Here is a 16,081-nt window from a genome sequence, read left to right as displayed (position 1 = left end):
AGTGCTTTCTGTCAGTCCTGCTTCATTTGTCACTTCTTTGTTGACATGTCCGTTGGCATCTTTGACACTGGTCGTGGTCTTTCCATCCGCTCCCATATCATAAGAAATGCTGTTGCTGATGGTTTCGTTTCCATTCTTTCTGCTCACACCTGTGACACGGTTCTGGTCATCATAAGTATAGGTTGTGACATTTCCGTTTCCATCGGTCACAGCACTCTCATTTCCATTAACATCATATGCAGTCTCATTGATGATCGTATCTTTTCCTGTGGTGATACTGTCTCCATCAACCACTGGCTGGCTGATCGTATGGGTTGTTTTTCCTTCCTTATTGTATAACGTCAGGGAGATCTTTCCTTCTCCATCGGTGCTGCTTCCAAGTGTGACCGCTGCGATCTCTTTTCCATCGTCAGTAAAGACATGATCCGTATAGATACCGCTGCTTAAGCTACGGACTGCATTGCCTGCATGGTCTGTCCATGTCTTGTCTGTCACGGTTCCATTGACTTTGGTTGTCTGTACCTGAAGATCCTTATAGGTCTTTGTTCCTGCCAGGGTATGGATCACGGCAGTTTCATATCCATAAGAGGTTTCTGTTGTTTTTGTCGCATCGTCTGCATCTTCCTTTGCAATGGTTACTCGGTTTCTGTTGTCATAATGATACTCGGTTGTAACCCCTGCACTGCTTGTTTCTGATGTGACTGAGCCGTTTGCATTATAGCTCTTTGTTTCTGTCTGAACAATGTCCTTTCCTTCCTGATCTGTCAGGGATCTTTCTGTTTCTACTGCACGTCCCATAAAGTCATAGGTGATCCTTGTCACTTCTCCTGTATTCCGGTCAGTACTTGAAACTTCCCTTCCCATCGCATCATAAGAAGTTATAGCTTCCTGTGTCATTTTTCCCTGTGTGCTTGTTAATGTCTCACTGACTTTGTGGTCTGCTTCTTCTCTCTGTGTAACATACTTAAGGTACCGTAGCCCTTATGAAATCTGATATTTTTTATATTATTTGGTTTATTATGATTTTTCTACTTACTTTTCTGATTTCACTACGTTTTCGTGTTTTATTGCATCTCTTTTTCCTTGTTTTCTGACTTCATATGGTCTACGAGCACTTAAATTTATTCGAGCACTTAAATTTATTATTCTGGAATGGATCCGAAGAAACCAAAATGACCAGAAAACGTATGGCGAATTATTCTTCATGTTCTGTGATGATATTCAGGACATGGAACTAACCAATGCACTGCAGAGCCTTATGGCTCTGTTTGTGGAACACATTTTAACATTATCCGCTGATATCATATCTATTATAAAATGTAAAGTAAGTGAATGGATTGCATCTCAAGCCACATTTATTCAGGCTTTATTTAGCGATATTAGCTGGGAAAGTTGAGTTACTATTAATACAAAAATAATTTTCAATACTTGAAATATTCTTTTCCTTATCATTTATATCACATCCTTGTATTGGATTGTGAAAGGATTTTCCAATTTTGCTTTAGAAATGCTTTCTTTTTATTGTATAAGTTCCAAATTCCATACCGCCTTGTTATCTTTTGCAATTTTCTTACAGCTTCTACCCTCTGAATCCTTTTTCTTACTATCACCTCCATGCTTTTTCAGATATTTCAAAATTTCTTGACTTTGTGATGCGCACGCTGTCTGTAATGCTGTAGAAGAATAATTTTCAGTTTCTTCTTTTACATATTTATTGATATCTGCTCCTTGTTCGACAAGATAACGTACCATTGTGTAATCCCCAATATCAACTGCTGTCTGTAATAAATATTCTTTTCTGACTTTTCCTTTTGTCATTTTGTTTTCTAGTATTTTTCTTGCAATATCACTTTCTCCATTCCAGATTATTTCCTGCAATTCATCTTCTTTTACTTTTACCCCCTGCTCATATCCGTAATTTTGATAGGTGTCATATATTTCTTCTTTTGTTGGCTGATGACCTAAAGATTCCAGTGTTTTAAAAGATTTTTTATCGCCGAAAGCTAAAATAAATTCCCATACATCACAAGGTTTTCCGTGATGATTTTTCTTGAAATTCACTTTGTCTTTTTCTATCAAAATCTTTGCTTTGTCTAAGTTTCCTGCTACAATCGCAAAATCAACTGCTCTCACTTTATAATAATCTGCCTTTGCTTTTGAATCTAATTGTTGTTCTAACAAATATTTTACTACTGAAGAATGATTGCATAGTGCTGCGATCTGCAATAATCCTACTTTATCTAAGTCTTTCCAAGCAAAATCATATCCTTGTTTTTTCATGATCTTCAATGTATCCACATTACAATGCGCTGCTGCAAAAGCTAATACCTGCCCTTTATCTTTTTTATTTATTTTATCTGATATCACAAGTTTTTGAAGTTTATGATCATCTCCATTCATTGCTGCTCGTAATCCTTGTGATATATTTTGCTTTCCGTCATATTTTTCTAATTTTTTTAAAATTTGAGGCGTAAAATAATACTGCATTCCCCAATTGCTGTTATCATCGTTTAAAAGAAATGAAATTATATCGGAATCAGGCTTTGCACCTGATTCCAATAGTCTATTTAACATGTCCATTTTCTCATTATAATTTTCAAATGAAATCCTACTTACCGTTCCTTTTAGTGCTGTTATTTCATCTCCTTTTTGATTTGGATCTGCACCCGCATCCAACAGCTGATTGGCTAAGTCAAATCTATCATTACCAATTGCCCAGCATAGATTCGTATCTCCATCTATTCCTTTTTCATTAACATCTGCACCACTCTTTATCAATTGTGAGCATATTTGTAACTGTATCTTTTCGCTCTCAATCTCTCTGACGGCTAATTCTAACGGCTTCGTTTTTGATGATGTTTTGATTGTTTCTTTTGCAAGTTCTGCATGATTTTTCAATGCTTCCTTTACGCCTTGCATATTGGGATTGCAAATAGAAGCGTATAGCTGTTTTTTGGATATATCCTTGTCTTTGTCTTTACTGCATCCGCATATGGAAAAACAAAATGTTGAAAGCACTGCAATTATAATAAAAATCTTTTTTCTGTTTTTCATTTTATTATCCTTTCCATGAAAATGTTCTAACATAACTAGAACCTTTCACTTTTAATTCTTTTACTTTTTTTAATTTATTTGATAATGTTTGCATTTGTTTTGCATATTTTCCTGTTTTAGGAAACCACAAAGTACCTGTCATCCTTAATGTTGTTTTTGAATAAATGTCCTTTCCTGGCATATCTTCTTTAAATACAAATGCTGTTAACCACCATGCCTTTCCTTGATCTGTTGATGTTTTACTATCTCTAGTAAATAATTTTCTATTACCTACATATAATGACATTCTCATTCTTATTCTTCGATTCCTATCATATGCGCAATACCAATGAGGATTACCTTTTATGGTTCTGTAATACAAACCTATCTCGCATCCATTTGATATTTTAGGAACATACGTTGCTCCATATTTACCTTTCCAAAATTGTAATCTCCACCATGTTGTTTCTACTTTTTTTGTTACCAAATCCCCTACTGTCCAATCCATCACATCATATAAGTCATTATATCCTGCATATTTTTGAGGTGCATTCTGATTGAATGCATAATAATTTTGAGTATTGCTTTTAAATGCAATATTCCAAAAATCTACACGTTTTTTCTTATTTCCACTGGAATCTATATAATTTATCGGATTGTCTGCACAATAAACATATAGATTCTGTGTATCAGGCTCATTTGTCTCTCCTCGATAAACATCCTCTGTTAAGAATCCTCCATCTTCTGGATTATAATACCTCGCATTCAGATAATAAAGTCCTGTCCTCTGATCATAGATTTCACCCGTATAACAAACCTCATTCTCTGCTTTGTTATCGCCATTGATCGTTGTCTCTCCAAAGTCTGTATACTGGTATGTTGCATCAGCACTTCCATCTTCTTTTACAAGACTTGTGCTACTTCCCTGGATATCTTTATGATACAACAGATAGTCCGTATGGTCACTTCCATATCTCTGTGTTGCAAGGATATTTCCATCGGTTCCGATCAGGTTCTGGGATGTCTGGATATTATCTCCATCGGTTGTATAGGAAACTACTCCGTCCTGATAGTAATAGTTCGTTGTTTTGCTTCCTTCCACTTTCTGGATTCTCTGTCCGTCTCCGTTATAACGGTTCTGCTGGATCACAGCTGTTTTTCCGTCTTTGTCGGTGACCGCTACTTTGCTCAGACGGTTCTCTGCATCATAAGTATAAGATTCCGTCTGTCCTGTCTTTGTATTCTTAACATCTGTCTGGTTTCCATTGGCATCATAGCTGTACTGGCGGACTTCATCAACTGTGGTTCCTTTTTCTTTTGTTGCTGTCTGTAACTGATCCAGACCATTATAGGTATACGCTGTCTGTGTGGTTCCGTCATCTTCTTTGGTTCTGTTTCCAACTTTATCATAAGTATAGGTAACAGTCTTTGTCTTATCATCATTCTTATGATCAGTTGTCACAGTCTTTGTCAGTCGTCCGAGTGCATCATAAGTATAAGCTTTTGTCTCATTGACTTTATCTTTCTCTTCCTTCGGATAGTTATTGACTTCTGTTTTCTCTGTGATATTAGAATTCTTATCATAGCTGTACTGATAAGATTCCATCACTTTTCCAGTCTCAAGATCTGTGTAAGTCATCTCTTTGACACGGTCAAGGCTGTCATAGGTGTAGGCTTTCTTCACTGCCTGATCACTGCTGTTTAACAGGTTTCTGTAGTCTTTGATCTCTTTGACTTTGCCATAGCTGTCATAAGTATAGCTTCGTACCGTCTTTTCTGTACTGGTGTCTGCTGACTGAACTTCTCCTTTGATCTTTGTCAGCCATCCGTTCTGGTCATATTCATACGCTAAAGCCTGAACTCCGTTCTTTGTCGTTGGATAGGTAACCTTTGTGAGCTTTCCATCACTGTCGTAATGGTATCTGATCTGGTGTGCTTTGATTTCATCTGCTGTCGGTTCGTTTTCCTGACTTAGCTCTGCATATCCTGTGGTCTGTCCCCTGCTGTCATACTGATATTCTGTATAACGTACGGCTGTTTCCTCTGCTCCGTCGATCTGATAGTCAACACTTTCTAACAGTCTGTCATTGATATCGTAACTGTAGACCGTCTTTAAAGTCTTCTCTCCGATACTTTCTCCTGCTTCCCCTGCTTCATAGGATTCTGTCTTGATCAGGCGGTTCTTCCTGTCATAATCAAATGTCTTATAGCCGCCGTCTGCATAGGTTTCCCTGATCTTGTTTCCGTTTGTGTCATAACTGTAGGCTGTTGTGATCTGTTCTTCTCCGTCTCCAAGATCCGTGGTGCTTTCTGTCAGTCCTGCTTCATTTGTCACTTCTTTGTTGACATGTCCGTTGGCATCTTTGACACTGGTCGTGGTCTTTCCATCGGTTCCCATGTCATAGGAAATACTGTTGCTGATGGTTTCGTTTCCATTCTTTCTGCTGACACCTGTGACACGGTTCTGGTCATCATAAGTATAGGTTGTGACATTTCCGTTTCCATCGGTCACGGCACTCTCATTTCCATTGACATCATACGCAGTCTCATGAATGATCGTATCTTTTCCTGTGGTGATACTGTCTCCATCAACCACCGGCTGGCTGATCGTATGGGTTGTTTTTCCTTCTTTGTTGTATAACGTCAGGGAGATCTTTCCTTCTCCATCGGTACTGCTTCCAAGTGTGACCGCTGCGATCTCTTTTCCATCTTCGGTAAAGACATGATCCGTATAGATACCGCTGTTTAAGGTACGGACTGCATTACCTGCATGGTCTGTCCATGTCTTGTCTGTCACGGTTCCATTGACTCTGGTTGTCTGTACCTGAAGATCTTTATAAGTCTTTGTGCCTGTCAGGGTATGGATCACGGCAGTTTCATATCCATAAGAAGTTTCTGTTGTTTTTGTCTTATTGTCTGCTTCTTCCTTTGTGGTAGTTACTCGGTTTCTGCTGTCATAACGATACTCGGTTGTAACCCCTGCACTGCTTGTCTCTGATGTGACTGCACCGTTTGCATTATAGCTCTTTGTCTCTGTCTGAACGGTATCCTTTCCTTCCTGATCTTTCAGGGATCTTTCTGTTTCTACTGCACGTCCCATAAAGTCATAGGTGATCCTTGTCACTTCTCCTGTATTCCGGTCCGTACTTGAAACTTCCCTTCCCATCGCATCATAGGCGGTTGTATCTTCCTGTGTCACTTCTCCCTGTGTGCTGGTTAATGTCTCACTGACTTTGTGGTCTGCTTCTTCTTTCTGTGTTGTCTGTTCGGACGTCAGAACTCCGGCATCCCACTCTGACTTAACGTTTTCATAGGACTTTTCTTCTTTGACTTCCCCATCCTCATCATATGTATACTCTGTCCTGCTATCTCCGATATCTTCATATTCAAGGATCGTATTTCCATGATCATCGTAATCATAGGTTGTGTCTGAAGTAGTTTCTCCCTCACTGTTTTTGATCACTTCTGTCTGTGCAAGACTGGATTCTTTCCCTGTTCCATAGGTTGTGCTTGTTACCTGCCCTGTCTCATCCACTTCTTCCACTACGTTTTCGTTGCTGTCATAGGATGTTGTTGTCGTTACTTTTACATCATTCTTAAAGTTTACCTGATTGTTTTCTAATGTCTGATAGCATACGGTTGTCTCAGTTCCTGTCTGTAACAGCGGATTCTCTGTGTTCTCATACTGGTATGTCGTCTTAACTCCATCCCCATTTGTGGAAGATAAAAGCTTTCCGCTGTTCTTCTCATAGGTCATGGAATCTTCGGATATCTTTGTTCCGTCATTCTTATGAAGGGATACTGTGGTTGTTCCATCCCCATATGTGATCTGCTGGTATTCTCCGTCCGGCTTGGTAAAACGGACTGCCTTTTCCCTTTCATATGTAACACCATAATCATTTCCCTCTGCATCCGTTATGGCTGTCATGTGGTGTTCTTTATCATAAGCATATGGTTCCTGTACAGACTGATTTCCGTCCGCTGACACATGGGCTGCATTGGTAAGATCTCCTGCTGTATCGTAGGTATACTGCATCTTTGTTCCATCTGCAAGTTCGATCTCTTTTAACAGGTTCTGGTCATTATACTGCATCTTAAGGAACTGGTTCTTGTCTGTTGTCACTGTCTTTAACAACCCTGTTTCATCCATTTCATATAACAGGAAGTTTCCGTTTGCATCTTCCTGTGAAACCATCGTTCCATTCGCATCAAACCGTGTGATGTTCTGGTCCTTATCCATGAGTGTCCACTGATAGGAAATGGTCTTCTTTACTGTTTCCTGTTCTTCTTTTGCTTCTGTTTTTTCTTCCAGTTCATAAGTCTTTTCCTGTTCTTCCGGTTCTTCTTCCAACGTATATTCTTTGGTTTCTTCACAGGTATAGCTGTCCCCGTTCTTCTCAAATGCCAGACAGCTTCCATCGCTGTCCTGAAAGACCACCTGATCTCCAACATGATATAATTCCCTGTGAAAGCTGTCATACCATCCGTTTCCAAACATTCCCTGTTTGTCTGACTGGCTGTTATAAGTTCTTGTAAGGGATAATCCCATCACCCCGGTATTGATCTCAAAATCCGTGTTTGCATAGGTAAGATTTCCGCTTCCCTTGTCGATCGTTCCGCTTCCTGTCGGTGTGCTGATCTCTGCTGTATCACGGTAATCCCTGCTTCCAAGCCAGCGGCTGTATTCCGCCTTGTCGATCGAAACCTGTGATCTCATCGTTACATATGCACTGGTACTGTTTACCTCTCCCTTTGTTGTAACTTTTTGTGCGCACACCTTGTAATACCACTGGGTTCCATCTGCAACTTCGGTATCTGTACAATAGGAGTCCCTGATGGATGCCTTCACAAGATTTTCTTTCGACGGTGTAAAGTCTTCGCTCTTTCCACGATAAACGGCATAACTGATACTGTTTGGAAGTTCTTTTTTCTTCCAGCTGATCGTGTTCTTTCCATAGTGATTCTGGACGTTTCCATCTTCCGGTGCATAATCGGATGCTTTGGAATTATCGATATAATAATAGTTGACCGTCTTTGCTGCACTTTCATTTCCTGCCTTGTCAACGATCACTGCCTGGATCTTAAATGTCTGGTCTGTAACACCCTGGCTGATCGGAAGTTTGATCGTTGTCTGGGATGTTGTTCCGTTAAAGCCTGCACCTTTGGTGTAAGAGGATGCATTGTCTACTTTATATTTGATATAAGAAAGGTTCGCATCTTTTCCTGTGATCTTCAGTACCGGATTTGTCTGGCTGGACGGACTGGCTGCTGTCTTTCCGGATGTCATCTCGGGATCACTGGCAAATGCCGGTGCTGTACGGTCGATCGTAAACCATGCCCCTTTTCCATATCCATTGATGTATCCGTTGTCCACTCCACGGACGACGATCTTATAATCTCCTTCTGCCCACTTATCGCTGTTGATAGTGGCTGATCCGCTGGATGTTGTTCCGATCTTTGTCGAACTGGAATATGGCACATAGTTTGAATTTCCTTCCGCGTTATTAACCCATGTTGCCAGACGGTATTCCACTCTGTTTAATGATTTTGCATTGATCCCTGTCCATGCAAGCTTGATCGAATGCGTATTCTTTCCAACATATCTTGGTGTCGCAGATGCACTGGCTGCTGTTGTTGGTCCGTCATAGTAAGTCACTGACAGTTTCGGACGGTTTGCGGAAGCCCTTGAACCATAGAACTGTCCATAACTCTTTGTCTCATCAGAGTTCTTTAACATCACTCCGTAAGATGTGATCTTCCCGGAAGCACACTCCCTTGCATACTGGGTCAGATTGATGCTTCTTCCTTTCTTGGCTTTTCCTGTTGTCTTCACACTTCCATAGTTGGTGCTGTATCCCGGACGGCTGCTCCATTTTAATCCGGATCTTGTCCATCCTCCTGTGACTCTTCTTGCCTCGATCGTCTGTCCGCTCTGGCTGCTTCCTGTCTCATACATCGTAAGTGTTGCACTGTCCACGTATTTTCCTTCGATCTTCTTGGTAAAATCCTTGAAGCGGAGATAGGTACGGTAAACTCCCTGTTTTGCTTTTCCTGCCATCATGGCTGTGATGCCGCTGTCATAGAAGTTTGTATTCTTATAAGATCCGTTGATCACATAGACATCCCAGAAGTTTGTGGAACCGGTCCATGATACGGTCGGATCGATCGTTACCGGATATTCCCGGTCTTTCTCCTGAAAGTAATCTTCATCCAGATGCAGTGTCAGAAGATAGGAATCTTCTTCTCCATCCGGTTCAATGTCATAATACAGTTTCTCGCTGTATGCTTTTCCTGTTGCATCGTTTATATTTGGAGCTTCTAAAGATGCAACGATCTCATCTGTCTCCTCATCCAGAAAGCTGATGCCGCCATCCATTGCATTTTTCTTTGGTGTCAGTCCTTTCGCTTTAAAGTGAAACTTCAGAACGTTTCCTTCGGGTGCTTTTGTCAGGACAATGCTTTCTTTCACTCCTGTATTCAGGGATTCATAGGAAAATGTGCAGTCTTTCTTCTCTGATTCATATGAGACTTTTACCTGTTTTTCCTCGCTATTTCCCCGTGCATCTTCCACCGTTTCTTCTTCCAGTCCGGTACGTGTTAATTTCTTTACCGATGTGAGAGCATCTTCCTGATCGTCTTTGTCTGTTGCTTCTGTATCTTCTGCCTGATCGCCGGATGTTCCTTCTGTCACTGCACGGACTGCCTGATCTGCCTGTGCGACTGCCTGTTCCACAGCTTTGGATGTCTGGTTATCTGACTGATCTTTTGAATCTGTTGTGTTGTCTGTATCTGTATTATCTTTATTCTCTTTATTCTCTTTATTCTCTTTTTCCTCTCCATAGATCGGTGCGAAAGAGATCTCATACTTTCCATTTTCCATCAAAACCGGGGTCTTGTCTGTCAGTTTCTTTGGCAGATAGTGTTTCTTATCCCCTGTTTCATTTTCATAGGCATAGTCTTTTAAGCTGTTTCCATTCTCGCTTTTTGAATCTTCTACTTTTACGAGTGTTGGATCGTAGTCTTCTAATGTTCCATTGTCTGTTTCAAAACGGACATCCTGCCCATAAAAGATGGTATTTTTCTTTCCTCCAGTCATCTGAAATGTGGTAGAATTTGTAGTTTTCTCTATGATTTTCTTTGTTTCGCTTGTCTCATTTATTGTCTGTTTTGCATGAACTGAGTGAATCATCCCTGCAATTCCAGACCATTCCACTGATGTCAAACATAATGTAAATGTCAATAATACTGCCAATATCTGCTTTCCTAGTTTTTCTTTCATAAGCGTACCCTTTCTGTGCTTATTTTTCATTTGGGCATTATTGATTTTTTTGCTGGGCTAATATCTATTTTTGTATAAATACTACTTCCTTGTTTTTTATAAAATTCACTTGTTCTTTTTAATACGTTCGCTTTTACAGTCCAATCTAAAGATACTTGCGTACTATTGGGAATAATCCCTGTATTCGATTCAATTTCTTCAATAAAACCATCTTCTAAAATAATATCTGACTCTATATACTCATTTTCTTCTGCTCTTACATTATAATGAGTTCCACATATACAGATAACTACCATCATCATACTAATTATTTTTTTCATTTGCTGCTTCCTCCTCTTTTAAACTACATGTTCCTGCTACATTAACTACTTTCTCCCCATAATTTTCTACATATATTTTATAATACCCTGACTTTTCTATTTTGAAAGAATACCATAAATCCCAATCATCGCTTATATATCTTGCATTCCCTTTCATATCTGTAATTCCTGTGGAAATATCTTTACTATCTCCGTCTTCTTCCATTCCTGAAGTTACCGACAACTCAACGATTGTTCCTCTTTTGATATAGGCTTTTTTACTTTCTAGTCTTTGTCCTGCTTTTATCGTATTACTGAATGCTATTTCACCATTCATTCGTGGAATTTTTTCATCTAATATTATTGTTGTTTTACTTTTTGACAGTTTTTCTGTTTTTTCCTCAAAATCCTGTTGTGGAACATCTTCTATTGTAGCAATCTCATTATCTTGTGTCTTATCCGCAATGTAACTATACCCCTTAGCATACCCAACAGATGATGCCGCCACAGTCACTGCACTGACTCCAAAGACCATTATTACCAATCCTGCAGATACAACCTTCTTTAGTGGTCGCTTCTTCATATAGGCATTCATTCTCTGCATTCTTAACATAAGCAGCTTGGTTCCCTCACAAAGTCCTGCCATATAGACATCACATTCTGGTCGTTCTACCGCTATTGTTATAATAATATTGAAATAGTCTTTTACACTCTTTACATATCTGCTGACCGTCATATCACATACTGTCTCTCCCCATTGATCTAGCTGTCTCAGAATATCCTGCATTGCAGGATGAAACCAGTAAATACATCTCGTGATCTGAAACAGTTGTTTCCAGAACAGATCATGGTGTTTATGATGTACTAGCTCATGCAACAGAATCACTTCTAATTCCTGTTGACTATATTCTTTGGCTGGCAGCAGAACTTTTGGCTGGAAAAGTCCATATGCCATTGGAACTTCGATCATATGTAATATCACTGGTTTTACACTTCTGTGAAGTTTTACTCTCTTACTGATTTCACTGATTTGTTCTTGCAGTATTGGAGATTGTTCTTTAACTTCACATTGTCTGATCGCTTTATGTATCTTTCTATGCTGATTTCCATAGCGTATTATACATATCACAGTTCCAGCTACCCATATAAAAAATAAAATAGAAGCTATGTCCATAATAAAAGCTGTCTTCCAGAATTCAAATCCATACAAACCATTTTTCCTTATCTTTAATAACACAAAAAATGATATCGGACACCAAAAAGATAATAATACAACTTTCCAGATCCAATAGCTGATATCTACATATCCTCTCTTCTCAGACCATCGTCCAGCTAATTTCCATATCAAATATACGATCGTTCCTAAGGCTGTTCCAAAAACGATATATGTAAATCCATTGATCACTATATTATTTAAAATCCATCTCATCTAACATATCCTTCAAACTTTCTTGATCTTCTTTGGGAATCTTTTGATTCAATGCACTGAACAGCTCTTTTGCTGATCCGTCAAACCATTCATCCAGCATGCTTGCTGCTTTCTCTGTCTTATATGTTGTTTCGTCAATCAATGCATTGATATATGCTTTTCTTCCCCTTTTCTCTACTTTAATATATCCTTTATCTTCTAAACGGAACAAATAGGTTCGAATACTTGTACGTTTATATTCTTTATGAAATTTGTCCTTTAATTCTTCTCCCATTCGCAGAAATGGCATCTCTTTTCCGTAGTTCCAGATACATTTCATCATTAATTCTTCTGTGTTAGTTAAATATTCCATCTTACTCATCCCCTTTTTAACTGTTTTTTTAATTACTTTTACTTTAACATGTTTACTGTTTTAATTCAACTTGTTTTTTAGTTACTTTGAATAATTTTATCAATATATCGTCTATATTATTTTGCAAAATGTACAAAAGAGATTCAATCTAATCTATATCAAAAAAAGAGATGCCTTTTCCTTTGGCATCTCTTTCTTCAAAATAAATCTACAATCTGCTAATAAATTTTTCATGTACTCTCAAATTCTCATCCAATTCCTTCAAATTCCTTCGTTGTAAAGAAGCTTCCTAGCTGTCTTCCATATGCATTCCTTTTCACACACATTGGTATCGTTCCAAAGTATGTTTCTTCTTGGTCTTTGATATCTTTTGCAAGAAGAATGAGTCCTGCACAGGTTGCGAGGACTGGCATTCCTTCTTCGATCTGTTTCTTGATCGTATCAAACATATCCAGTTCTTTTAAGAGTTTTCCCTGAACGGTGCTTTCACCGCCGGGAAGGATAATTCCATCGTATGGTTTTTCTAAATCTTCTTTGTTTCGTAATTCAATACAGGAAACTCCTAGTTGTTCAAGCATTTTTTCATGTTCGATAAATGCGCCCTGTAATGCTAAAACACCGACTTTCTTCATCTTATTTTCCTCTTTCTTCCATTAATAATTCGATTTCCTGTTCGTTGATTCCTACCATTGCTTCTCCAAGGTCTTTGGATAATTCTGCGATTCGTTTAGCATCTGTAAAGTTTGTGACTGCCTGTACGATCGCTGCTGCTCGTTTGGCTGGATTTCCAGATTTGAAGATTCCTGATCCTACGAAGACTCCTTCTGCTCCTAACTGCATCATTAGGGCTGCATCGGCTGGTGTTGCGACTCCACCTGCTGCGAAGTTTACGACTGGAAGTTTTCCATTTTCATGAACGTATAATACCAGATCATAAGGGACTCGTTGTGTCATATCTTAATAAAATAAGAAAAGTCATTGAATGCTCTTATTTTGTGAAAAATAATTTGCATTCAATGACTTTATAACCACTGTGTCACACAACTATGTTTCTTTGTCTTCTCATCATAACTGATTCCAACACCTAAGATTTTATGATCTGTTTTTATTTCACCTATTTTTCCTTGAAATTTTAATTTATAATCTTTGTCCACAATCTGCTTTAATGCTTCTCTTGGACTATGATCTACTTTTAATTCTAATATAATTCCTGGATCCTTCTTATTCTCTGGATAAAAAATATAATCAACAAATCCCTTGTCTGCTTTGTCTTCTCTTTCTACACGATATTTGTCCCTTGCTGAAAGATAAACAAGATTTATAATTGCTGATAATTCCGTTTCATTATTATATGATAGAATTGGTGTTTCTGTATTATGTGCGTATTCTAAGATTTCTTCCATTACCTGAGTATCTTCTGCTAAAGTTGCTTGTAACATTCTTTCTGACTCTTTTGCCAAACGATAAACATATCCTAGAGATTCTTCTTTTTGAATCATATCATCAAATTTATTCATCAATTCTTTATTTGGTATTCTTACTTTACCATCTTCATAACTCAAAAATCCATATACTACCATAGCTGAAAATATCTCACTTTTTGTTTCAAGTCTCATAGCTGCTGCAGCATATTCCTGAATTTTTACCTGCACTGACTCTCCTGATATCATTAGAGCCAGATCATTTTGTACATCATCAATATTCTTTCTGATATAATAAAAAATTTCATCGTATGGTCCTGAACTTGTCCAATAATTTCCTATATTGTTATTCATAAGAGCAAGTACAACGGATCTGGGATTATAGATTCTCTCTCCAGATTTTGTTGTATATCCATCATACCAAATTCTTAAATCTTGTCTTGAAATTTGAGCATTCTCATTATTATGTTCATACCTTTCAAAAAGTTCATCTACCTCCTCATCTGTAAATCCAAAATATTCACTATATTTTGTTTCTGATGCCATATTATATTCCCAGAACATATTTAATTCAGAGCCACTTGAATACTTAGCAATTGGTAAAATTCCTGTCATATATGTCATGATTACATACGGACGATCTTTTAATAGATTACTCAAAAATAGAATATATTGCTTTTTATCTTCCTCTTTAATAAAATCCTTATGGAAAATAAAATCCCACTCGTCAAACACGAATATAAATCTCTGTTCATCATATTCTTCAAAAATTGTTTCTAATACATCTGCTGCTGAATCTCCTTCATAAATTTCAATATCTGGATATGCTTTTTTTAAATCTCTGATCAAATTTTCTTCTATACGATCAATATATTCTCGATATGAATGACATTCTCTTGGCATTTTGCTAAAGTCAATGAATATAACATCATATTGATTTTTATACTTTATATATTCTTTATTTTGAGATATATTCAATGATTCAAACAGCCCATTTTCACTTTTTCTTTTCCCTAAAAAAGAGGCAATCATGTTTGCAATCATTGTTTTTCCAAAACGTCTTGGTCTTGTAATACAAATATGTGTATTTCCAACTTCTAAAAATGGAAATAACTCTGATAACAACTTTGTTTTATCTACAAAATATGGCTTCATCGTTTCATTTTTGTATAATACATATGAAGTTGAACTGTTTAAGTATCTTCCCATATCAAGACCTCTTCTTTCTTATTCCATGATTCTATACAAAGTTGTATTTTTTTAATTCAACTATACCAAAAGATATGGTTAAAGTACAGCATAACAAACTGAATTGATGCATTGACTGCTCTTTGAAATAATCTTTACTTCCTATTTTTTCAATTACACTTCATTTTTAATACAAACATCCAATTTCTGATAAGGTATCTCTATTCCTTCCTCATCAAATCGAAGTTTAATCTCTTCATTCAACGCCCATTTTGTTGCTACATAATCCGATGTTGGAACCCAGCACCTGATCCCCATCATCACAGAGCTGTCTGCTAAACTGCTCACAAAAATTTCAACTCCATCTTGATCAATGATCCTTTTTTCTTCTCTTGCAATCTCATTTAAAATCTTTTTGACTTCTCTGATATCAGCATCATAAGAGATTCCTACTTCAATATCAATCAATCTTCGATCCTGTTTGGTGTTGTTGATCAGATTGGAATTGCTTAATGTACCATTTGGAATAACGATCACTCGGTTATCAACAGTCTTAAGCTTTGTGTAGAAAATGTCCATCGCTGCAACTTCTCCTTCGCAGTTGGTTCCTGTTAATACAATATAATCTCCCACCTGAAATGGTTTCAGAATTAATAATAAAACTCCGCCAGCTACGTTAGAAAGTGTTCCTTGTAATGCTAAACCTACTGCTACACCGGCAGATCCTAATAATGCGATAAAGGAACTTACTTCTACTCCCATATGTGCCACTGCCATAAAAATTACAATACATCGCAATCCAATCCTTATGAAGGAACAGGAAAATGAGATCACTCCATAATCGATCTCTGCCTTCTCAAAGGTTGTTTTTAAAAGAGTAATCAGGATTTTGATCAGTTTAAATCCGATGACAATGATCAAAAATGATACAATAACTTTCCCTATGATACTCATTGCAATTTCCAGATATTTTTCAAAAAACTGATTCCAGTCAATCTTACTTAAGTCCACTGCTGCGAACATTGATTGTATCTGTGCTAACATACTATCTCCTTTTTTATCTTATATTTTTTCATGTAC

The 16,081-nt window shown here is 37.7% G+C and carries 8 protein-coding genes and 2 pseudogenes; all 10 read right to left on the bottom strand.

Going from position 1 to position 16,081, the window contains the following annotated elements; genetic code table 11:
• On the bottom strand, positions 1 to 897 hold an 897-nt coding region (locus OCV53_RS05075; RefSeq protein WP_055196891.1), incomplete at its 3' end, for an RHS repeat domain-containing protein.
• A gap of 621 nt (positions 898 to 1,518) precedes the next feature.
• Entirely contained in the window at positions 1,519 to 3,054 is a 1,536-nt protein-coding gene (locus OCV53_RS05070) for an ankyrin repeat domain-containing protein (protein WP_172674546.1), read from the bottom strand.
• Between the two features lie 4 nt (positions 3,055 to 3,058).
• Positions 3,059 to 10,312: a DNRLRE domain-containing protein gene (locus OCV53_RS05065; protein WP_055196884.1), complete on the bottom strand. Its 7,254-nt coding sequence runs from the start codon at positions 10,310 to 10,312 to the stop codon at positions 3,059 to 3,061.
• 26 nt (positions 10,313 to 10,338) lie between these two features.
• Positions 10,339 to 10,632, bottom strand: a complete 294-nt coding sequence (locus OCV53_RS05060) for a hypothetical protein (RefSeq protein WP_055196882.1) — start codon at positions 10,630 to 10,632, stop codon at positions 10,339 to 10,341.
• Positions 10,616 to 12,040: a M56 family metallopeptidase gene (locus OCV53_RS05055; RefSeq protein ID WP_055196880.1), complete on the bottom strand. Its 1,425-nt coding sequence runs from the start codon at positions 12,038 to 12,040 to the stop codon at positions 10,616 to 10,618. Before OCV53_RS05055 ends, OCV53_RS05060 begins: the two co-directional genes overlap by 17 nt.
• Entirely contained in the window at positions 12,021 to 12,392 is a 372-nt protein-coding gene (locus OCV53_RS05050) for a BlaI/MecI/CopY family transcriptional regulator (RefSeq protein ID WP_022375290.1), read from the bottom strand. The genes OCV53_RS05055 and OCV53_RS05050 overlap by 20 nt, the downstream gene beginning before the upstream one ends.
• Before the next feature lie 251 nt (positions 12,393 to 12,643).
• Positions 12,644 to 13,024: pseudogene (pdxT, locus tag OCV53_RS05045) on the bottom strand (pyridoxal 5'-phosphate synthase glutaminase subunit PdxT); the annotation flags it as partial.
• 1 nt (position 13,025) lies between these two features.
• A pseudogene (locus OCV53_RS05040) lies at positions 13,026 to 13,331 on the bottom strand (pyridoxal 5'-phosphate synthase lyase subunit PdxS); the annotation flags it as partial.
• 83 nt (positions 13,332 to 13,414) lie between these two features.
• Positions 13,415 to 15,022 (bottom strand): AAA family ATPase, encoded by a 1,608-nt coding sequence (locus OCV53_RS05035; protein ID WP_055196877.1) that lies wholly within the window; start codon positions 15,020 to 15,022, stop codon positions 13,415 to 13,417.
• 153 nt (positions 15,023 to 15,175) lie between these two features.
• On the bottom strand, positions 15,176 to 16,045 hold the full coding sequence (locus OCV53_RS05030) for a mechanosensitive ion channel family protein (protein ID WP_055196875.1): 870 nt from the start codon (positions 16,043 to 16,045) through the stop codon (positions 15,176 to 15,178).
• Positions 16,046 to 16,081 lie beyond the last annotated feature (36 nt).

Source organism: Anaerostipes amylophilus (assembly GCF_025567365.1).
Classification (GTDB): Bacteria; Bacillota; Clostridia; order Lachnospirales; family Lachnospiraceae; genus Anaerostipes; species Anaerostipes amylophilus.
This window is presented reverse-complemented; position numbering and strand designations above follow the sequence as displayed.

What these genes read in the sequence shown, in the direction of transcription:
- OCV53_RS05070 (WP_172674546.1), bottom strand. Translation starts at nt 3,054, where the DNA reads ATGAAAAACAGAAAAAAGATTTTTATTATAATTGCAGTGCTTTCAACA.
- OCV53_RS05065 (WP_055196884.1), bottom strand. Translation starts at nt 10,312, where the DNA reads ATGAAAGAAAAACTAGGAAAGCAGATATTGGCAGTATTATTGACATTT.
- OCV53_RS05060 (WP_055196882.1), bottom strand. Translation starts at nt 10,632, where the DNA reads ATGAAAAAAATAATTAGTATGATGATGGTAGTTATCTGTATATGTGGA.
- OCV53_RS05055 (WP_055196880.1), bottom strand. Translation starts at nt 12,040, where the DNA reads ATGAGATGGATTTTAAATAATATAGTGATCAATGGATTTACATATATC.
- OCV53_RS05050 (WP_022375290.1), bottom strand. Translation starts at nt 12,392, where the DNA reads ATGGAATATTTAACTAACACAGAAGAATTAATGATGAAATGTATCTGG.
- OCV53_RS05035 (WP_055196877.1), bottom strand. Translation starts at nt 15,022, where the DNA reads ATGGGAAGATACTTAAACAGTTCAACTTCATATGTATTATACAAAAAT.
- OCV53_RS05030 (WP_055196875.1), bottom strand. Translation starts at nt 16,045, where the DNA reads ATGTTAGCACAGATACAATCAATGTTCGCAGCAGTGGACTTAAGTAAG.